17 protein-coding genes, 1 pseudogene and 1 riboswitch are annotated in these 20,098 nt (G+C 74.9%); of the genes and pseudogenes, 10 read left to right on the forward strand and 8 right to left on the reverse strand.

The window, feature by feature from the left end; genetic code table 11:
- Position 1: 1 nt before the first annotated feature.
- The gene (gene nicT, locus F8568_RS36940; protein WP_236009863.1) at positions 2-1,090 is read right to left on the reverse strand and encodes a Nickel transporter NicT; all 1,089 of its coding nucleotides are present in this window, start codon (positions 1,088-1,090) and stop codon (positions 2-4) included.
- 29 nt (positions 1,091-1,119) lie between these two features.
- Positions 1,120-1,287: riboswitch (cobalamin riboswitch) on the reverse strand.
- Between the two features lie 125 nt (positions 1,288-1,412).
- On the opposite strand from nicT, the gene F8568_RS36945 reads away from it, so the two are divergent.
- The 4 genes and pseudogenes from F8568_RS36945 to F8568_RS36960 all read left to right on the forward strand — a co-directional run bounded on the left by F8568_RS36945 (position 1,413) and on the right by F8568_RS36960 (position 6,224).
- On the forward strand, positions 1,413-1,925 hold the full coding sequence (locus tag F8568_RS36945; RefSeq protein ID WP_151598281.1) for a hypothetical protein: 513 nt from the start codon (positions 1,413-1,415) through the stop codon (positions 1,923-1,925).
- Between the two features lie 236 nt (positions 1,926-2,161).
- Positions 2,162-2,470: pseudogene (locus F8568_RS36950) on the forward strand (GNAT family N-acetyltransferase); the annotation flags it as partial.
- Between the two features lie 81 nt (positions 2,471-2,551).
- Positions 2,552-4,474 carry a potassium transporter Kup gene (locus F8568_RS36955; protein ID WP_151598282.1) on the forward strand — a complete coding sequence of 641 codons (1,923 nt, stop codon included), beginning with the start codon at positions 2,552-2,554 and terminating at the stop codon, positions 4,472-4,474.
- 97 nt (positions 4,475-4,571) lie between these two features.
- The gene (locus F8568_RS36960) at positions 4,572-6,224 is read left to right on the forward strand and encodes a protein kinase domain-containing protein (RefSeq protein WP_151598283.1); all 1,653 of its coding nucleotides are present in this window, start codon (positions 4,572-4,574) and stop codon (positions 6,222-6,224) included.
- Between the two features lie 31 nt (positions 6,225-6,255).
- Here the strand turns inward: F8568_RS36960 and F8568_RS36965 are convergent, their stop codons facing one another.
- Positions 6,256-7,233 carry a helix-turn-helix transcriptional regulator gene (locus tag F8568_RS36965; RefSeq protein WP_151598284.1) on the reverse strand — a complete coding sequence of 326 codons (978 nt, stop codon included), beginning with the start codon at positions 7,231-7,233 and terminating at the stop codon, positions 6,256-6,258.
- 96 nt (positions 7,234-7,329) lie between these two features.
- On the opposite strand from F8568_RS36965, the gene F8568_RS36970 reads away from it, so the two are divergent.
- Positions 7,330-7,884 carry a DinB family protein gene (locus F8568_RS36970; protein ID WP_151598285.1) on the forward strand — a complete coding sequence of 185 codons (555 nt, stop codon included), beginning with the start codon at positions 7,330-7,332 and terminating at the stop codon, positions 7,882-7,884.
- Positions 7,885-7,891: 7 nt separating this feature from the next.
- Here the strand turns inward: F8568_RS36970 and F8568_RS50760 are convergent, their stop codons facing one another.
- The 3 genes from F8568_RS50760 to F8568_RS36985 form a co-directional block, all read right to left on the reverse strand.
- Entirely contained in the window at positions 7,892-12,499 is a 4,608-nt protein-coding gene (locus F8568_RS50760; protein ID WP_151598286.1) for a cation-translocating P-type ATPase, read from the reverse strand.
- Between the two features lie 98 nt (positions 12,500-12,597).
- A complete protein-coding gene (locus tag F8568_RS36980; protein ID WP_236009864.1) occupies positions 12,598-13,059 on the reverse strand; it encodes an isoprenylcysteine carboxyl methyltransferase family protein in 462 nt (153 codons plus the stop codon).
- Positions 13,060-13,123: 64 nt separating this feature from the next.
- Positions 13,124-14,218 (reverse strand): type III polyketide synthase, encoded by a 1,095-nt coding sequence (locus tag F8568_RS36985; protein WP_268896485.1) that lies wholly within the window; start codon positions 14,216-14,218, stop codon positions 13,124-13,126.
- A gap of 101 nt (positions 14,219-14,319) precedes the next feature.
- Here F8568_RS36985 and F8568_RS36990 point away from each other — a divergent pair, with 101 nt between their 5' ends.
- From F8568_RS36990 to F8568_RS37005, 4 genes are all read left to right on the forward strand, one after another.
- Complete coding sequence (locus F8568_RS36990; RefSeq protein ID WP_151598289.1) at positions 14,320-14,958, forward strand: LuxR C-terminal-related transcriptional regulator; 639 nt, start codon at positions 14,320-14,322, stop codon at positions 14,956-14,958.
- On the forward strand, positions 14,933-16,180 hold the full coding sequence (locus F8568_RS50765) for a sensor histidine kinase (RefSeq protein WP_151598290.1): 1,248 nt from the start codon (positions 14,933-14,935) through the stop codon (positions 16,178-16,180). The genes F8568_RS36990 and F8568_RS50765 overlap by 26 nt, the downstream gene beginning before the upstream one ends.
- Before the next feature lie 153 nt (positions 16,181-16,333).
- Positions 16,334-16,951, forward strand: coding sequence for a hypothetical protein (locus F8568_RS37000; RefSeq protein WP_151598291.1), 618 nt, complete (start codon positions 16,334-16,336; stop codon positions 16,949-16,951).
- Positions 16,952-17,029: 78 nt separating this feature from the next.
- Positions 17,030-17,383, forward strand: a complete 354-nt coding sequence (locus F8568_RS37005) for a PRC-barrel domain-containing protein (protein WP_151598292.1) — start codon at positions 17,030-17,032, stop codon at positions 17,381-17,383.
- Positions 17,384-17,543: 160 nt separating this feature from the next.
- Here F8568_RS37005 and F8568_RS37010 read toward each other — a convergent pair whose 3' ends face one another.
- Complete coding sequence (locus F8568_RS37010; protein ID WP_151598293.1) at positions 17,544-18,209, reverse strand: DedA family protein; 666 nt, start codon at positions 18,207-18,209, stop codon at positions 17,544-17,546.
- A gap of 681 nt (positions 18,210-18,890) precedes the next feature.
- Positions 18,891-19,556: a thiamine pyrophosphate-binding protein gene (locus F8568_RS37015; RefSeq protein ID WP_202125769.1), complete on the reverse strand. Its 666-nt coding sequence runs from the start codon at positions 19,554-19,556 to the stop codon at positions 18,891-18,893.
- 62 nt (positions 19,557-19,618) lie between these two features.
- Between F8568_RS37015 and F8568_RS37020 the strand changes: the two genes are divergently transcribed.
- A complete protein-coding gene (locus tag F8568_RS37020; protein ID WP_202125770.1) occupies positions 19,619-19,780 on the forward strand; it encodes a hypothetical protein in 162 nt (53 codons plus the stop codon).
- Between the two features lie 24 nt (positions 19,781-19,804).
- On the opposite strand, the gene F8568_RS37025 is transcribed toward F8568_RS37020, so the two are convergent.
- The gene (locus F8568_RS37025; RefSeq protein WP_160573898.1) at positions 19,805-19,972 is read right to left on the reverse strand and encodes a hypothetical protein; all 168 of its coding nucleotides are present in this window, start codon (positions 19,970-19,972) and stop codon (positions 19,805-19,807) included.
- Positions 19,973-20,098 lie beyond the last annotated feature (126 nt).

The raw sequence follows: 20,098 nt of genomic DNA on the forward strand, positions 1-20,098 counted from the left end.
GTCAGAGTTCGTCGGGCCGAGGCGTCCAGCGCCGCTCGACTCCGGCCAGCCGCCAGTACGCGATGGCCGCCGCCCAGACCGCGACGAACAGACCGACGATGATGAACCCGACGTTGTCCAGATCCAGTCCGGCGATCCAGTTGGTCACCGGGTCGTCCAGGCCCGCGTCGTCATGGAGCAGGCCGACGATCTCGATGGTGCCGATGACGAAGGCGACCGCGACCGAAAGGCCGGTGATGGTGAGGTTGTAGTAGACCTTGCGCACGGGATTGGCGAACGCCCAGTGGTAGGCGAAGTTCATGAACGTGCCGTCGAGGGTGTCGAACAGGCTCATCCCGGCGGCGAACAGCACCGGCAGCGTGAGGATCGCGTACCAGGGCAGGCCGCCCGCCGCTCCGCTGCCGGCCAGCACCAGCACCGCGATCTCGGTGGCGGTGTCGAAGCCCAGCCCGAACACCAGCCCGATCGGGTACATCTGCCATGGACGGGTGATGGCGCGCAGCAGCCGCCCGAGGAACCGGTTGAGCAGGCCGCGCTGGTCCAGCTTGGCCTCCAGCGCCCGCTCGTCGAACTCGCCGCGCTTCATCGCCCGCCAGACGCCGAGGATGCCGAACAGCGCGAGGAGGTTGAGAAACGCGATCAGGTAGAGGAACCCGCCGGAGACGCTGGTACCGATCAGCCCCAGCGTGCGATGCGTCCCGGAGTCCTGGTCGAGGAGCGTCCCGGCGGCGTGCGCGCCCACCGCGATGAGCGCGGCCATCACGACGACGATGCTGGAATGCCCGAGCGCGAACCAGAACCCCACCGACACGGGGCGCTTGCCGTCGGCCATGAGCTTGCGGGTCGTGTTGTCGATCGCCGCGATATGGTCGGCGTCGAACGCGTGCCGCATGCCCAGGGTGTAGGCCGTGACGCCGAGCCCGACACCGAACACCTTGGTCCCGATCGTGTAGTGCTGCGGCGCCACCAGCAGCACGAGCACGCCCCACGCGGCGACGTGCAGCACGACGATGACACCGAGCAGCCCGGCGAGGCGGGCCCAGTCCCGCCGTTCGAGAGCGGACAGGACCGTGCGCATGCGTGGGGCCAAGGAGATCGCCTTCCAGCACCTCGTGGAACGACTACGTCGGTGCCGCGGCCGGTCTCCTGGCTGACGGGACTTCGCGCCGTCCGCCTTCCCAGACCCGAAGACCCAGTGGCATATCGGACAGAGCTACCCGATCACAGTGGCGAGGGCCGCGCCGGTTCCGCACCGGCTTCCCGTACACCACGGCCGCCTCAACATACGTCCGGCTGCTCATATCTGTAAACATCGTCACCATGCGGCCGAGAACCGGCGGCAGGTGGTGTCGGCGGTGAGTCCAGGTGTTTCCCGGTATCGCAGGCCGTCACCACCTTCCTAGGATCACGGCATGCTGTCACCTCGCGGAGTCTTCGTCGTTATCGTCGCCGTTTCGGCCGCACTGGTTTCGGGCTGCGGTTCCGGTGGAGGAGGCGGCCACACGAACGTCGCCGCCTCGGCGCCCGCGACGGTTCCGAGCACTCCGGCCGGCAGCGCCGCGACGTCGTCGGAGCCCAGCGTCACGCCGTCCACCGCGTCCTCGGCGCCCGCGCAGGGTGGTGAGTGCCCGCGCGACCAGATCCCGCTGCCGGACAACGCCACCATCAAGTCCGAGACGCACTCCGGTGTCGCCGGGGTGCCCTGCCTGCAGTACTCGATCACCATGCGGATAGGCGACGCCCGCGCCGCGTGGGAGAACACCCAGACGAAGGCGAAGGCCGCGGGGTACGAGGTGGAGGCGGACAAGGAGCCGGTCGCGTACGTCCTCGAGGCGAAGGACAACGAGTCGTCGCCGTGGTCAACGATCACGTACACGTTCGGGGAGGGCGAGGTGCAGATCCTCGCCGAGCAGCGCCACTCCTGACAGGAGGGCTCATCGGCGGTGCGCTCGGGGTAAGGCGATGGGACGGCAGCGTTCGTGCTGCAGCGGCGGCCGGTGCCCGCCTAGCATCTGCTCGTGACACGCGCCGTACGCGTGCCTGGAGCGACGGACGCCTCGCAGAGCCCCGCGTGCTGCACCTGCACTACACCGTCAAGCACTGACGAGGGACGAGTACGGGGCGTCGCCCCACTGCACGGTGTTGCCGGCGGCGGTGGCATTCTGGTCGTCGGCTCGTCGCCTACGTCGGCGTCCGCGAGAACGGCCGGCTGGTGGCGATGGCGGGCGAACGGCTCCGCCCGCCGGGCTGGACGGAGATCAGCGCCGTCTGCACCGCGCCCGAGGCCCGCGGCCGCGGCCGCGGCCACGCCGCCCGCCTGGTGCGCGCGCTTGCGGCGCGCATCGAGGCGCGCGGCGAACGCCCGTTCCTGCACGTGGCCGAGGAGAACGCCGGCGCGATCGCGCTCTACGAGCGGCTCGGCTTCGAGGTCCGCGGGCGGGTGACGTTCCGCGGGTTGCGTATCCCGTGACGGTGTGTTGCGGCAGGGGTCGTGAACGCTTGCCGTTAACGGTGATGCCTATCCGGCGCTCATCCGGATAAGTAACGGCTCATGGGCGACCAGGGGGAGGCGGCCGGCACCGCGCCGTCCGAGGCGCGGGGGCGCTCGGCGCTGATGCTGGGCGCCCTCGGGGTCGTCTACGGGGACATCGGCACGAGCCCGCTCTACTCCCTGCAGACGGTGTTCTCGATCGACCACGGCGCCGTCCGCCCGACCCACGGCGACGTCCACGGCGTGATCTCGCTGGTGTTCTGGACGATCACGGTGATCGTGTCGGTGAAGTACGTGACGCTCATCCTGCGGGCCGACAACGACGGCGAGGGCGGCGTGATGGCGCTGGCGGCGCTGGTCCGGCGGGTCCACGGCCACGTGCGGGGCCGGTCCGCGGTGGTGATGGCGCTCGGCGTGCTCGGCGCCTCGCTGTTCTACGGCGACAGCGTGATCACCCCGGCGATCTCGGTGCTGTCGGCCGTGGAGGGCCTGAAGGTGAGCACGCCGGGCCTGTCGCACGTGGTCGTGCCGGTCGCCGCGACGATCCTGGCGCTGCTGTTCCTGGTGCAGCGCTGGGGGACGCACCGGGTCGGCAGCCTGTTCGGGCCCGTCATGCTGGTGTGGTTCGCGGCGCTGGCGGCGGCGGGCCTGGCGGAGATCGTCGAACGGCCGGCCATCGTGTGGTCGCTGTCGCCCGGCTATGCCGTCCTGTTCATCGCGGACCACCCCTACACCGCGTTCATCGCGATGGGCGCGATCGTCCTGGTGATCACCGGCGCGGAGGCGCTGTACGCCGACATGGGCCATGTCGGGAAGGGCCCCATCCGGCGGGTCTGGTTCGCGGTCGTGTTCCCCGCGCTGACGCTGAACTACCTCGGCCAGGGCGCGCTGATCCTCAACGACCCGCGCAGCGTCCGCAGCCCGTTCTTCCTGCTGTTCCCGCACTGGGCGCGGCTGCCGATGGTCGTGCTGGCGACCGCCGCGACCGTGATCGCCTCGCAGGCGGTGATCTCCGGGGCGTTCTCGGTGTCGCGGCAGGCCGTCCGGCTCGGCTACCTGCCGCCGCTGCGCATCCGGCACACCTCGCCGCGCGAGATCGGGCAGGTCTACCTGCCGGCCGTCAACGGAGTCCTGTTCGTCGGCGTGCTGGTCCTCATGCTGACGTTCCGCTCGTCCGGCCGGCTGGCGACCGCGTACGGCATGGCGGTCACCGGCACCTTCCTGATCACCACGGTGCTGTTCCTCGTCATCGCGCGGGCGGCCTGGCGGTGGGCGGCCTGGAAGCTCGTGCTGGCCGGGGTCGTCGTCGGCGGCGCGGAGATCACCTACTTCTCCGCGAACCTCACCAAGGTCACGCACGGCGGCTGGCTGCCGCTGCTCATCGCGGCCGCGGTGTTCACGCTGATGACGACCTGGGAGCGCGGCCGCGAGATCGTCACCGAGCACCGGACGGCCAAGGAGGGCGCGCTGCCGGAGTTCATCGAGATGCTGCACCGCGAAGGGTTCCGGCGGGTGCCGGGCACCGCGGTGTTCCCGCACCCGACCAAGACGACGACGCCGATCGCGCTGCGCGCCAACGTCGAGCACAACCACGTCGTCCACGAGCACGTCGTGATCGTCTCGATGGTGTCGGAGAACGTGCCGTACGTCCCGGAGGCGGAGCGGCTGAGCATCGACGACCTCGGGTACGGCGACGACGGGATCGTCCACGTCACGGTGCGGCACGGCTTCCAGGACCACCAGGACCTCCCGGCGGAGCTGCGGCGGGCGTCCCGGCTCCCGCACGCCGAGATGCGCTTCGACCCCGACCAGGCCTCCTACTTCCTCTCCCGCGGGGTGCTGCGGCTGACGCGCGCGCCCGGCATGCGCCGGTGGCGCAAGCGGCTGTTCCTGGCGCTGGCCCGCAACGCCGCGAATCCCGCCGAGTACTTCGCGCTGCCCGAGACGCGCACCGTCCACATGGGGTCGCAGATCGACGTGTGACGGGGCCGGCCGGGCTCCGTGGCGTGGCGCCGGTGCCGCCGCTCCCACCTGGTCTACCTTGTCCGCACATGTCCTTGCATATGAGGCGGGGGGCCGGATGTACCCACGACGGTTCGGGCGCTACGAGCTGCTGACGAAGCTCGGTGCGGGCGGGATGGGCACCGTCCACCTGGGGCGGGCGCCGGACGGGCGGATCGTCGCGGTGAAGACGATGAACGGGGTCGCCATCGCCGCCGAGAGCGGCCGCCCCCGGTTCGAGCGGGAGGCGGAGGCGCTGCGGAAGGTCGACGACCCGCACGTCGCCGCGTTCGTCGACGCCGACCTGACGGGCCCGGAACCCTACCTGGTCACCGAGTACGTCCAGGGGCTGCCGCTGGAGGCGATCCTGGCGGAGGGGCCGCTGGCGCCGGACGACCTCGGACGCCTCGGGCTCGGCCTCGCACGTGCTCTGGACGCCCTGCACGAGGCGGGCCTGGTCCACCGGGACGTCAAACCCGCCAACATCATCATGCCGGACGGGGAACCGGTCCTCATCGATCTCGGCATCGCCCACCACCTCGACCGGACCCGGATCACGACGATGCCGATCGGCACGCTGCGCTACATGGCGCCGGAGCTTCTGGCCGAGCGGAGGCCGACGGGGAAGGCGGACGTGTTCGGCTGGGGCGCCGTGATGGCCCATGCGGCGACCGGCCGGCCCTGCTTCCCCGCCGACTCGATCCCGGCGCTCGTCAACCAGGTCCTCACCATGGAACCGGACCTGTCCGATCTGCCGGACTGGCTGCGGGACATCGTCGGACGGGCGCTGGCCAAGGAGCCCGCGGACCGTCCGTCCGTCCGGTCCTTGCAGGAGGCGGTGACCCGCCGTCCGCAGGTGGAGCTGCTCCAGGCCGCGTACCACGGCGCGCGCGCGGAGCACGAGCACGCCCGCGCCGAAGGCATCGCGTACGGCCTGCACGCCATCGCCGCCGCGGCCGGCGACCGGGTGCTGATGGCGAGCAGCCTGCTGGACCAGGCGCACGCGGCACGGGGCTCGGGCAGGCTCGACCGGGCGGAGACCCTGTTCGAGCAGGCGCGGGCGGCGTCCGCCGCCGTCGGCGCCCGCGGCGACGAGGGCTGGGCGTGGGACGGCCTCGGCGTCTGCCGCCGCCACCGCGAGGACGACGACGCGGCCGGGAAGGCATTCGCCGAGGCGCTCGCCATCGCCGAGGAGGTCGGCGACGTCCCGCTGCGCGCCTGGAACCTGTGCAACCTCGGCGAGCTGGCCGTGCGGCGGGGCGACGTCGAGGCCGCCGCGGCCCGCTACGACGAGGCGATCGAGGCGTCGCCGGACCATCCGCAGATCGAGCTCACCGCGCTGGGGGGCCGGGCGCGCTGCGCGCGGAAGCGGAAGGAGTACCGGACCGCGGAGTCGCTCTTCGAACGCGCGGCGCGGCGCGCGGAGGAGGTCGGCGACCTGCCGACCTCCGGCTGGTCCTGGTACGACCTGGCCGACGCCGCGCGCGCCCACGGCGACCACGAGCGGGCGAAGACCGCGCTGGAGGCCGCGTTGGGCGTCGCCACGCGGATCCACGACCGTCTCATGGAGGGCTGGACGCTGTGCAAGCTCGGCAGCAGCCTCCGCGACCTCGGCTATGCCGGTGAGGCCGCCGCGGCGTACGAGCGGGCGCGCGACGTCGCCGATTCCCTGCACGACGACGAGATGAGGGACTACGCCACCACCCGCCTGACCGCGCTGACCGCCCCCTGACCGTCCCGCCGGTACGCCGGAGCGGGAGCGGTCAGTCGCCGTCCGGGGCGCGGGACGCGGCGCGGTGGAAGCGGTCCGCCCAGTCGCGGAGCCGGTCGACCAGCTCGGGCGGGTGCAGGACGCGGAAGTCGGCGCCGAGCGCCCCGAGCGCCACCGTCGGCCAGTCCAGCGAGTCGGACGTGAGGCGCACGCGGCAGTGGTCCGCGTCGACCTCGTCGATGACGGCCCAGCGCCCGATCCGCTCGCGGATCGTCGCGGCGGGCGCGTCCGCCAGCACCTCGACGCGGTAGGAGCGGGGCGCGGTGTCCAGCCGGGCGCGGACGTACTTGGCGACGTCGGCGGCGGGCAGGTCGCGGGGGCGGAAGCGGGCGCCGGTTCCGTCCGGGCGCGACATCCGGTCGACGCGGAGGATGCGCCAGTCGGCGCGGTCGAGGTCGTGGGCGACCAGGTACCAGCGGCGGCCCAGCGAGACGAGCCGGTGCGGTTCGACGTGCCGGTCGGTGCGGCGCCCGCCGGCGGCGGTGTAGGAGAAGCGGAGCCGCTCGCTGTCGCGGCAGGCCAGCGCGACGGTCGTGAGGACGTCCGGGTCGACGTCGCTGCGCGCCGGGCCGCCCCAGCCGCCGCTGACGGTCATGGCGCGCAGCGCCTCGACGCGGCGCCGCAGCCGCCCCGGCATCACCTGGACGATCTTGGCGAGGACGCGCAGGGACGGCTCGGCGATGCCGTCCACCGGGCCCTGCGCGGCGGCCTGCAGGCCGACGGCCAGCGCGACGGCCTCCTCGTCGTCGATCACGAGCGGCGGCAGGGCGGCGCCCGCGGCGAGCTGGTAGCCGCCGTCGACGCCGCGCCGGGCCTCGACCGGGTAGCCGAGCTCGCGGAGCCTGTCGACGTCGCGGCGCAGCGTGCGGGGCGACACGTCGAGCCGCGCGGCCAGTTCGGCGCCCGGCCAGTAGCGGTGGCTCTGCAGCAGCGACAGGAGCCGCAGGGTGCGGGTGCTGGTGTTCGCCATGGTTCCGAGTGTCCCGCAATTGAGGTCAGGAAGTGGCCGCTGTCGTCCGTAGCGTGGGTCTTGTCCAGGGGAAAGACCAGACCAGGAGGTACGGATATGAACGAGCACGCGATCGCCGGCGGGACCCGCGACGGCGTTGCCGAGGCGACCGGCGAGCGCGCCGATCTGCTGGCGCTGCTGGCCAAGGCCCGGCACTTCCTGCGGTTCCCGGCCCGCGACCTCACCGACGAGCAGGCCGGGCGGCGCACCACCGCGAGCGAGCTGTGCCTGGGCGGCCTGGTCAAGCACGTCGCCTCGGTGGAGCGGGGCTGGGCGGAGTTCATCGTGCGGGGCCCGTCCGCCATGCCGGACTTCACCGCGATGACCGAGGAGGACTTCCAGCGCCGCGCCGACGAGTTCCGCATGCTGCCGGGCGACACCCTGGCCGGCGTCCTCGCCGACTACGAGGAGGTCGCGCGCCGGACCGACGAGCTGGTCGTCTCGCTGCCCGACCTGGGCGCGACCCAGCCGCTGCCGAAGGCGCCGTGGTTCCAGGACGCGGAGTGGTCGGCCCGCATGGTGCTGATGCACATCGCCGCCGAGACGTTCCAGCACGCCGGGCACGCCGACATCATCCGCGAGGCCCTGGACGGCGCCAAGAGCATGGGCTGAGCGCCCGTCAGGCGGGCTCGGGCTCGGGCTCGGGGGCGGCGGACGGCAGAAGCCGCGGCGCCAGGGCGGCGGCGAGCGTCGCCGCCACGGCCGACGCCGTGACGATCGCCCACGCGCCCGGCCCGAGCGGCGTGCAGCCGAAGAACGCGCTGACCCCGGGCGTCTCGATCACCGCGACCAGCGCTGCGGCGGACAGGGCGCAGGTCGCCATGACGAGCGGGCTGCGCCAGCGGGAGATCAGCGTCTGCCCCAGCTGCGCGCCGACCAGCGCGGCGAGCGCCATCGTCGAGGCCCGCCGGCGCCCGCCCGGGACGAGCCGGGTCAGCCGCCCGAGCTGCCAGGACGCGAGGGCCGCCGCGGCGGTCGCGGTCCCGCGGACGGCGAGCGCCCGGCGCATGTCCCGGCCGGTGAAGCCGCGGACCGGGGCCCCGCCGAGCGGCGCCGCGTCCCCGCCGGAGCCGGCCGGGGTGATCGCGACGGCGAGCGCCGGGAGCATGTCGGTGAGCATGTTCACCACGAGCAGCTGCCGGGTGCTGAGCGGCGCGTCCCCGCTGAGCGCGGTGCCGAGCACGGTGAAGGACACCTCGCCGGCGTTGCCGCCGACGAGGATGGCGGCGGCGTCGCGGACGCTGTTCCACAGCGCGCGGCCCTCGCGCAGCGCGTCCAGGATGAGCGCGGTGTCGGGGGCGGTGAGGACGAGGTCGGCGGCGGTGCGGGCGGCGCCGGAGCCGCGCCCGACGACCGCGATGCCGACGTCGGCGCGGCGGATGGCGGCGGCGTCGTTGGCGCCGTCGCCGGTCATCGCGACGACCCGGCCGGCGCGCCGCAGGTCCTTGACGATCCGGACCTTCTGCGCGGGCGAGACGCGGGCGAACACCGCCGCCCGCTGGACGGCGCGGATCCGGTCGGCGGCGGGCATCGCGTCGAGTTCAGCGCCGGTGAGGACGCGGTCCGCGTCCGGGATGCCGAGCTCGGCGGCGACGGCCGCGGCGGTGTCCGGATGGTCACCGGTGATCATGGTGGTGCGGACGCCCGCCGCGCCCAGCCGCTGCACGGCCTCCTCGGCGGTGGGGCGCGGGGTGTCGGCGATGCCGATGAAGCCGAGCAGCGCCAGGTCATCGACGTGGTCGGCGAGCCGCCCGCGCACCGCCCCGGGGTCGGCGACGGCCCGCTCGGCGATGGCGAGCACGCGGAGCCCCTGCCCGGCGAGCCGCCGCACGGTCCCGGCGGCGGCGCGGCGCCGGGACGCGCTGAGCGGCTCGTCGTGGTGGGCGGACGCGTGGACGCGGGTGCAGCGCGCCAGCAGCACCTCGGGCGCGCCCTTGACCGCGAGGACCGTCCGGTAGCCGTCGTGGCCGAGCGACGCCGAGAACCCGCGGGTGGTCTCGAACGGCAGCTCCTCCTGCAGCGACCAGCGGTCGTCGGGCGGCAGGTCGCCGGCGCGGTCGAGGACGGCCCGGTCGGTGGCGTGCGGGACCTGCCGGCTCCCCGGCGGCGGGCAGGCGCGCGCCGCGACGCGCAGCACCCGCCGCTCGCCCGCCCCGGCGAGCGCGTGCGGGCGCAGGGGTCCGGTCGCGCGGACGAGCCGGAGCCTGCCCTCGGTGAGCGTGCCGGTCTTGTCGAAGCAGAGCGTGTCGACGCGTCCGAGCGCTTCGAGCGCGCGCGTCGAGCGGACCAGCACGCCGAGCCGCGACAGCCGCCGCGCCGCCGCGAGCTGGGAGAGGGTGGCGACCAGCGGCAGCCCCTCGGGGACGGCGGCCACCGCGACCGCGACGCCGGAGCCGAGCGCGCGCCGCAGCGGCAGACCGCGCAGCATGCCGAGCACGGTGACGGCCGCGCCGCCGAGCAGCGTCGCGGGCAGCGCCTGATGGGTCAGCTCCGCCAGCCGCGCCTGCATGCTGGACGAGGCGTCGGCCGTCCCGGCGAGCGCGGCGGCGCGTCCGGCCTCGGTGGTATCGGCGGTGGCGACGACCAGGGCGACCGCGCTGCCCGCGACGACCGTCGTGCCCTCGTACAGCATGCAGTGCCGGTCGGCGGGGTCGGCGCCGGGCGACGGCTCGACGCTCTTGGCGACCGGCACCGACTCGCCGGTGAGCGTCGCCTCGTCCACCTCGAGGGACTCGGCCCACAGCAGCCGGGCGTCGGCCGGGACGAGGTCCTCCGAGCGGAGCTGGATCAGGTCGCCGACGCGCAGCCGGTCGGCGCTGATCTGCTCGGTCGCGGCGGTCCGCAGGTGCGCGAACGGCTCGGCGGCCGACGGGCCGGGGCGGGCGGCGCCGGCCCGCAGCCGGCGGGCGCGGGTCTGCTGCCCGAGCATCAGCTCGCCGAGCGCCTTCTCCGCGCGCATCCGCTGCGCGCCGCCGATCAGCGCGTTGCCCGCCATCACGCTGCCGACCAGCAGCGCGTCCACGCTGGAGCCGACCACGGCGGACGCGGCGGCGCCGAGCGCGAGCACCGGGGTCAGCGGGTCGTCCAGCTCCTGCCGCACGGCCGCGGCGAGCCGCAGGACGGCCTTGCCCGGCCGGATCGCCGTCCGCTGCACCAGCGGCCCGGCCGTCCGCGGCTCCCGGTCCTCGCCGGGTCTAGCGGTGCCCGCCAGCCGCCGGACTGCCTCCTCGGCGGTGAGGGCGTGCCAGGCGTCCCGGACGACCGGCGGCGGCAGCGGCCGGTGCTCCAGCCGCCGTGCGCTCAGCCCGTTCGCCAGCATCGCCATCAGGGACGCGGCATGCACGGGCGGCAGCTCCGGCAGGGCCGCGGCGGCGCGGCGCGGCAACGGCCCGCCGAGACGCCGCCGGGGCCGCCGTCCCGCGATCAGCAGCGCGCCCAGCGCGGACGCGCTCAGCGACAGCTCCGCCGCCCGGTCGCTGGCGCGCCGCGCGGGCCGCACGGCGGTCAGCAGCCGCCACGCCCCGGCGAGTCCCGGCCCGGTCACGAGGTCGGCGCGCCAGTCGGTGAGGCCGCGGCCGCGCAGCACGCTCACGCCGACGTCGGCGGCGTCCAGCGCCTCGTCCTGCCCGCTGGAGATCGCCAGCACGACGTGGCCGTCGCGCTGCAGCGCGCGGACGGACTCCGCCAGCCCGCCGACGTCGACGGGGGAGTCGTCGCCCCAGGCGACCAGCTCCTGGATGCTGGCGTGCCCGGTCAGCACGACCACGTCGGCCGCCTCGTGCGCGGCCGACAGCAGCGCCTCCGCCAGCGGGTCGAGCGAGGAGCCGACCCGCACCCGGCCGCGGCGCCGGTCCCGCTCGTCGAGCAGGTCGAGGGTGACGCCCTGCGGGTCGGCGGGGGCGCCGTACGGGGCGTCCGGCGCGCGCGCCAGGCGCCATGGGCCCGCCGGGTCCGCGGGCCACGGGCCGGGCCCCGCCAGGTCCGCGGTGGCGCAGCGGGCCAGCACGGCTCCGGCGGCGCGCCACACGTCCGCGTCGTCCATGCTCTCGGTGAGCGCGACGGCCGACAGCAGCCGCAGCTCCCCGTCGCACAGCACGCCCGAGTCGATGACGACGGCGCCGACCCGGTCGAGCCGGCGCAGCGCGCCAGGGTCGAGGACGACGGTGCCGTGCGCCGCGAGGTCGTGGCCCAGCACCGCGGCGAACGCCTCCCGGCCGTGCCGCGCCGCCTTCGGGACGGTCGCGAGCAGCAGGTCGGCGGCGGCCGACGCGCTCCGGGTGCCCGCGAGGACCCCGACCCCGCCGAGCAGGTGCCCGAGCGCGGTCCGGTTCCCGGCCCGCTCGACCGGGCCGTCGGGCAGCGGGCACGGCCGCTCGGCGCGGGCGGCGCTGGTCTGCGGCTGCTCCCCGGCGACCGCCAGATCCGGTTCGCGGCGCCGCCACGCGTCGCGGCGCGCGCCGATCTCGTACAGCTGGAAGGCGCGGTGCGCGGCGTCGGCGGCCAGCGGCGCGATGCCCTGCCCGGCTCCCTGGACGACCGCGTTCGCGGTCCCGAGCAGCGCGTCGGCGCGGAGCCTGCCGAGCCGCCGCTCCAGCACCGACCGGAGGTGCGGCAGCGCGTCCGCGACGGACACGGCCGCCCGCACGGGGCTCGGCATCGGCGGGAGGTTCAGCAGCCTCGCGGCCACCGCGCCGACCGCGCCGGCGCAGTCGGCGACCAGGGCGGACGTGGCGGCGGCCCAGGCCGCGTCGTCGTCGGGCGGCATCGCGTGCGCGCTGTGGTCGAACCGGTCTGCGTTGTGGGCGTCTTCGACGTCCTCGATGGCCGCGACGAGGTCGCCGGGGTCCACCGAGCCCTCCGCGTAGGTGATCATGACGTGCCCGGTGACCGCGTTGACCTCCGCCCAGTTCACGCCTTCGACGCGGCGCAGCGCCTCGGTCAGCGCCCGCACGTACCGGCGGTGGCGCTCGCCGCCGCCCGCGAGCCCGTTGCACTGTATGTGCGCACGTCCGCCGTGCGTCCAGACGCGCCGCCTGCGCCCGCCGGACGCCAGCGACGCGAAGCCTCCGAGGACGCGGGAGGTGTGGCGCGCACCCGTCCGGACGCCGGTGGCGGTGGCGTGCGCGCCCAGTTCCGCGCCCTTGGCGGCCAGGCTCGACGCGGCGTCCGCCGCGGCGGCGGGCACGCTCAGCACCGCCCTGGCCAGGGACGCCCCCGGAAACGCCACTGCCCGCCCCTCCCGCCCGCGGAGTTCGGCCTGCCACCGACGAACGGCGGGTACCCGTGGTCACGCTCGGTAAACGGTCGATGACCGCAGTCGAGCCGTCAGCCGGTGCCGGGCGCGGCCTGCCGGAGCGCCGCGTTCTCCACGCGGAGGCGCACGGCCAGCATCCCGAGGTTCGCGACCGTGAAGACCGCCGCCGTGAGCCACGCGGTGTGGACGAGCGGCAGCGCGACGCCCTCCGCGACCACGGCGACGTAGTTCGGATGGCGCAGGAAGCGGTACGGGCCGCGGTCGACGAGCGGGAGCCCCGGGACGGTGACGACCCGGGTGTTCCACTGCTCGCGCAGCGACGCGATGCACCACCAGCGCAGCGCCTGGGCGAGGACGGCGATGGTCAGCATCGGCCACCCCAGGGCCGGGACGAACGGCCGGTGCAGCAGCCACACCTCCAACGGCGCGCCCGCCAGCAGGACGGCCTGGACGGCGATGAACCCCGGGTAGTGCCGCCGCCCGTGCTCCACGCCGCCGCGCCGCCGCGCCCACGCCAGGTGGCGCCGCGACAAGGCGACCTCGGCGGCCCGCTCGGCGGCGACGAGAAGGATCAGCAGCGTGTACGCGATCAGGGGGTCACCACCGCAGCAGCAGCATCTCGGCGGAGAACCCCGGGCCGAGGGCCATCAGCACGCCGGGCGCGCCGGGCGGCTGCGGCCGCCGCGCGATGGTCTCCTCCAGCACGTTGAGCACCGACACCGACGACAGGTTCCCGGCCCGGCGCAGCGACTCCCAGGTCAGGTCCAGCTCGCCGCCGTCCAGCCCGAACGCCTCGGCGATCGTCTCGATCACCTTGGGGCCGCCCGGATGGCAGACCCACGAGGCGATCTCGCCGGGGGACAGGCCGTGCTCGCGCAGGAACGCGGCGACGTCGTCGGCGAGGGTCGCCTTCACGTGGTCGACGAGGTCGGCGGCCAGCCGGATGCGCAGGCCGTGCTCGCCGACGTTCCAGCCCATCAGCCGGGACGTGTCCGGGTAGAGGCGGCTGGCGGTCGCGACGACGCGCGGGCCCCGGCCCGGACCGTCCGGCCGCCGCACGCGGGCGCTCCGCCGGTCGCCCGCCGCGACCACGGCCGCGGCGCCGTCGCCGAACAGTCCGCTGCCGACCAGGTTCGCCATCGACGCGTCGTCGCGCTGGACGGTCAGCGAGCACAGCTCGGCGCAGACCAGCACCGCGACCTGCTCGGGCCAGGCGCGCAGGTAGTCGTGGACGCGCGACAGCCCGGCCGCCCCGGCGGCGCACCCCAGCCCGAACACCGGCAGCCGCCTGACGTCCTCGCGCAGTCCCGCCCGCTGCGCCAGCGCCGCGTCCAGCGACGGGGTCGCCACCCCGGTCGACGAGCAGAACACCAGGTGGTCGACCTCGCCGGGCTCGACGCCGGCGCCGTCCAGGGCGTCCCGGACGGCGCGTTCCGCCAGGTCCAGCCCGGTGGCGATGTAGGTGTCGTTCGCGGCGGTGAAATCGGTGAGCCGGTCGTAGTCCTCGATCGGCAGCGCGAGGTTGCGGCCGCTCACCTGCGTCGCGGAATGCAGCCGCTCGACGAGCCGCCGGTCGGCCCGGACAGTCCGGACGACGGCCTCGGTGATCTGCCGCTGGTCATAGCGATGTTCCGGAAGAACGGTCCGTACCGCCAGCACGCGCATGAGACCTCCACTCCTCGGGCTCCCCATGCCCGCCTCGGCGGCCCTAATGCCGATCCGCTGGCGGCGGACGGCCGCGATGCCGCATCCGACGGCTTCCGCAAGGTGATCGTCACCGCGACAATGGGGGCGTGCTGCGGCTGGCGATCGTCGACGACCATCCGGTGGCCCGGCGGGGCCTCGCGGCGATCCTCGCCGAGGACGCGGACCTGGAGGTCGTCGCCTCGGTCGCGGCGCCCGCCGCGCTGCCCGGCTTGGACGGCCTGGACGTGGTGCTGTGCGACCTGTACCTGGACGGGGACCGCCCGGCGGTCGCGGCGGTCCGGGAGCTGAGCCGGGTCACGCGGGTGCTGGTGGTGTCGGCGGCGAGCCGCCCGGCGGACGTGCTGGCCTGCATGGCGGCGGGCGCGGCCGGCTACGCCACCAAGGACATGGAGGAGGACGCGCTGCGGGCCGCGGTCCGCGAGGTCGCCGCCGGCGGGTTCCACCTGTCGCCGCAGCTCGCCGCGATCGTCGGGGCGGCGGAGCGCAGCAGGCCCGGCGGCGGGACGGCGCTGACGGCCCGCGAGCGGGAGGCGCTCGACTGGATCGCGCGCGGCATGACGCACGCGCAGGCCGCGCGCCGGATGGGCGTCGCGCCGTCCACGGTCGACACCTACGTGAAGCGGATCCGCGCGAGGCTCCGGCTGGGCAACAAGGCGGAGCTGGTCTGGTTCGCGCGCAACCTCGCCGAAGGGGACGCCGGTGGACGCGGCGGCCCGACCGGCTGACGCGCCGGTGCCCGCGCGCCCCGGTGAGGCGGCGTATCCCGGTGAGGCGGCGGCGCGGGTCGTGCGGATGGAGGCGTGGTCGCTGCTCGCCACCCGGTCGGCGGCGCTGCTCAACGTCGCGGTGGCGCTCGGCACCGGCGCCGGCGGCGGGCAGCTGTTCGGCCCGGCGGTCCTGCTGGCCGCCGCGCTGGCCGCGGAGTCGATGCTGCTCGCCGGGTGGGCACTGCGGCGCGGCAGGCCGGGCCCGTGGGCGGGCTGGACGGACCTCGCGGCGGGCTGCGCCGCCCTCGCCGCCAACGCCGCGCTGGTCGCCGGCGCCGACGTCCACACCTGGGGGTTCTTCGCCTACCCGTACACGCTCGTCGGGTCGTGCGCGCTCGGCCTGCTGCTCCCGCGCGCGTGGCAGGTCGCGGCGGGCGCGGTGACGCTGGCGCTGGCCTACGGCGCCGCCGACCACCTGTCGAGCGGGCAGCCGCTGTGGAACGCGGTGCCGAACGCGGCCAGCTACCTCGGCATCGCGCCCGTCGTGTGGGTCGTCGCGCGGTGGCTGCGCCGGATGGCCGCCGACCTCGACGCCTCCCGCGCGGCGGCGCTGGACCTCGCGCGGCGGCGGGCCGTCGCGGCGGAACGGGAACGGCAGGCGCGGATGCTGCACGACCGCGTCCTGCAGACACTGGAGACCCTCGGCGGCGGGACGTGGGTCGCCGACGCCTGGATGCGCGACCAGGTGCGGGCCGAGGCGGCGTGGCTGCGCTGGCTCGTGGAGCGGGGCGGCGCCGTCCCGGACGGCGAGGTGCCCGACCTGGCGTCGGGCCTGCAGGCCCTCGCGCGCGACCGCGCCCGCGACGGGCTGCGCGTGGCCGTCCGGTTCCCGCCGCCTCCCCACGACGACCTGTCGGGCGTGCCGGACGCGGTGGCGGACGCGCTGCTCGGCGCCTGCCGCGAGGCCCTCACCAACGTGATCAAGCACGCGGGCACGGACCGGGCCGTGCTGTGGGCCGCCGTCGAGGACGGCACCGTCGTGGTGACCGTCGTCGACCAGGGCCGCGGGTTCGACCCGGCCGCCCGGCCACGCGGGCTCGGGCTGTCGCGCTCGGTCGAGGGGCGCGTGGCGGACGTCGGCGGCACCGTCCGGGTGGACGCGGCACCCGGCGCGGGCACCTGCGTGGAGCTGCGCGTCCTGCTGCCGGAACCCGCTCGGGGCGCCGCTGACCTGCACTGAAGTGCGCTGTCCCCGAAATTGTGGACAGGCCGGGTCTGGCCGGGCGGCCGCTGCGGACCGTACAACTCGATCATGCACGACTTCGATCTCCCACCCGGCGGTACGGGCGGTTCCGGCGGTACTAACGGTTCCAGTGGTACGGAGCGCGGCGGGATGCGGGGGCCCCGCCTGGCGCTGGCCGCCGGAGCGGCGGTGCTCGTGGTCGCGGCGGCCGGGCTGGGCGCGGCCGCCATGGCGTCCTCCGGCGGCGACGGCGGCCGGACGGTGTCCCACACCTTCGCGCTGCCCGCCGAGGACGGCAAGGACGCGGTCCACGCCCGCATGACCATGGCCATCGGCGAGCCGACCCGGCACACCGGCTGCGGCCGGCTCCGGACCGCGACGGTGTACCCGATCACGCTGACCATCCGCAACGACGACCCGACCGGCTGGGACGACGACTCGGACCGGCGCACCACGCCCGCCCTCGAACTCGGGCTCGGCAGGGCCGACGGCGAGCCGGACCCGAGTGCGACGCCCGATGACCCGTTCATCGTGACCGACGAGAACTGCCGGCCCTTCGAGGACGTCTCCGACCGGATCATGGAGATCCCGGCGCACCGGCAGACGACCGTCCACCTGGAGTTGCAGGCGTCGTCCGCGCCGGCGCACGAGCAGGTCGTGCTCGCCGCGCTGCGCGCCGACGCGCTGACCAACGGGCTGGCCACGACGAAGGCCGCCTGGGCGCTCCGCCTCGACGGGAGCCCGTTCCCCCTGCCCGCCCCGTCCTGAGCCGGCGGAGCGAACATATCCCCCGTGAATTGGGTAGACGTGAGGTAAGGAGCGGAACGACCGACGGCTGGACATGACATGTTCGAGATCGAGGACATCCGGGAGTGGCGCGGGGAGGACGTGGTCGACGCCTCCGGGAGCAGGATCGGTGAGCTGGAGGCGGTCTACGTCGACACCGCCACCGACCAGCCGTCCTTCGCCACCGTCAAGGTGGGGTTTCCGACCAGGCAGCGGCTGGTGTTCGCGCCGCTCGACGGGGCGGTCGCGGGGCCCGGGCACGTCCGGCTCGCGCACGACAAGAAGCGGGTGAAGGGCGCCCCGTCGATCGGCACCGACGGCGAGCTGCCGGCGAGCGAGGAGCAGGCGGTCTTCGAGTACTACGACCTGCCGTACGGGGCGGGTCCGAACGAGCGGCGGCTGGGCCGCCGCTGACCGCGTGCGCGCCGCGCGCCGCGCGGGGCCGAGGAGGGGAAGCGCCATGGCCTTGTTCCAGATCAATTTGGTGCTGGGCGGCGTCCGGATGGGCCGGCGGCGGGGGGCGCGGCTCACCCGCTGACGGCCCGGTGCGCGCCGCCGACCGGCCGGGCCGGCGTCACCGGTTCCGGCGTCCGGCCGCCTCTTCCCCGTCCCTGCGAGGCTCGCGATCAGGGCCGGACGGCCGGAACCGCCGCCACAGCCAGCGGCCGGCCTCCACGAGGACCGACACCCCGATCGCGATCCCGAGACCGAGCAGCAGGCCCTTGAACGGGTCGTTCTGGAACGCCGCGCCGCCCAGGTAGCCGATCATCGTGGAGTACGTCGCCCACAGGCCGGTCGCGAGCGCGTCGAACAGCGAGAACGAGTGCAGCGGGTAGCCGACGGCGCCCATCACCAGTGTCGCGGCCGTCCGCCCGCCGGGGATGTAGCGGGCGATGAGCAGGACGAGGCCGCCGCGCTTGTCGAGGAGCCGCCCGGCCTGGTCGTATGCCTTGCGCCGGCGGCTGCCGGGCCGCAGCCAGACCTTCTCCAGCCAGTCGCCGGCGTAGCGGCCGATGAAGTAGGAGACGTGGTCGCCGCAGAACGCGCCGGCCCACGCGGTCACGATCACCAGCGGCAGCCACGGCTCCCCGTGGTGGGCGAACACGCCGGCGGTCACCACCAGCGACTCGCTGGGGAAGATCGGGATGAACGCGTCGACCAGCGACAGGCCGAACAGCGCCGCGTAGATCCATGGCGACGACATCAGGCCGCGCAGGTACTCCAGGATGGCGTCGCTCACGACCGGGAACCGTTCCCGGTGCCGCGGAACTGATGCACGGCCGCGCGGTTCGGCGGCGTTGCGCGGTTCGGGGCGCTGGGCGGTTCGGCGGCGCTCGCCCGGGTCCGCCGGGATTTTGCCTTTCCTGTGAGCCCGGCGCGCATTAGTGCGCTTTCCGCCCGGGAAGCTCCCCAGCGATCATCGCGCGACGCGCGGTACGGGGGAGAGGGCAGGAATGCGAACAAAAGGAGAACGGTCGCGGGGTGGACGAGCGGCACTGGCGGTCGGCGGTGCGGCCGGCCTGGCACTGATGGCGGCGGCACCGGCGGCCTCGGCCGGAGCCGGTCCCGGCGAGGCGCGCACCGTCACGTACCAGGCGCAGCTCCGGCCCCTGAACCACCAGGCAGGGTCGGGACGGCTGACGCTGCGGCTCCGCGAGAGCACCGCGACGATCACCGAGCGATACTCCGGGCTCGCGGCGAGGCTCGACGGCGAGCCGTACCCGCACCTGCAGCACATCCACGGCGGTGCGCGCGGGGTGTGCCCGCCGGCGTCCGCCGACCGCAACGGCGACGGGGTCGTCAGCACGGCGGAGGGCATGCCGTTCTACGGCCCGATCCAGACGACCCTCTCCGTGCGGGGGGACATCACCCCGCAGGGCGGCACGAACCTGGAGATCGCGCCGAAGGGGCCGAGCCTGCGCTACGAGCGGACGATCACGCTCAGCCCCGCCGCCGTCGCCTCGCTGCGCAAGGGCATCGCCGTCGTGGTCGTCCACGGCGACGACCCAGGGCTGCTCGGTCCCAGGGCACGGAAGGAGAAGAGCGGACTGCTGCCGTGCTCCTTCGGCGGCGACGGGACCGCGTCGCTCTCCCGGACGTCCTCCGGGACGATGATCGTCGCCACGCCGCGGGTCGTCAGCGCGGTCTTGAACGCGCGGTCGACGATGTGCCGCATCTGCCCCGGGTCCATGCAGATCTGCACGAACTCCGACACGTCGGAGAACAGGTTCTCCAGCGCCACTTCCTGCTGGTAGTGGGTGCCCTGGGACTGCCGCTTCTGCTGCCCGATGATCGCGACGACGGGCTGGTGGTCCAGCTTGGCGTCGTACAGCCCGTTCAGCAGGTGGATCGCGCCCGGCCCGGACGTGGCGATGCACACCCCGACCTCACCGGTGAACTTGGCGTGGGCGCAGGCCATGAAGGCGGCCATCTCCTCGTGCCGCGTCTGGATGAACTCCGGGTGCCCCTTCGCGCGGTCGAACGCGCCGAGCATCCCGTTGATGCCGTCCCCGGGGTAGCCGAAGACCCGGTCGATGCCCCATTCGCGCAGCCGCTCGAGCACGTAGTCGGCTACCTGCTGGCCCATGATCTCTCCCGATGTCCGTCGATGCGCCTGTCGTCCCTTCGCCAACTCCCCGAGGAAAGGCGATGCAAACGAAGCGCAGGACGGGCCGGGGGCGCGGCGGCCGGGCTCACGGCACGCTCAGCCCGGAGGACGGCGCGCTGCGGCCCGCGCCCGACCGTCCCGGCCTCGGCCTCGACGTCAAGTGGGTGGATGCCGCCGAGTACCGCGTCCACGGCCCCGGCTGACCGCCGCGGCCCCCGGGGACCGGGTCAGCGGGGCGGCCATGGCGGGCCGCCCTGCGTCGACGCCCACACCCACACGTAGATGAGGAAACCGGTCGCGATCAGTCCCAGCAGCAGCGGCCAGTTCAGCCCCGCCGCCCTGTGTCGACGCCTGGCGCGCACGTTCACCACCCGTTCCGTCCGAGAATGCGTCACTTGGCGGTGTGTCCCGGCGGACGCGTCCTATGCCCCGGAACAGGCAAACTTGGCGGGCCGGCTCGGTGCGGAGATTTGCAGGTCAGACGGCATCGCGGCGCGCGGCCGGGACGTCGCGGCGGACGG

The organism is Actinomadura physcomitrii (assembly GCF_008923205.2).
Taxonomy (GTDB): Bacteria; Actinomycetota; Actinomycetes; order Streptosporangiales; family Streptosporangiaceae; genus Spirillospora; species Spirillospora physcomitrii.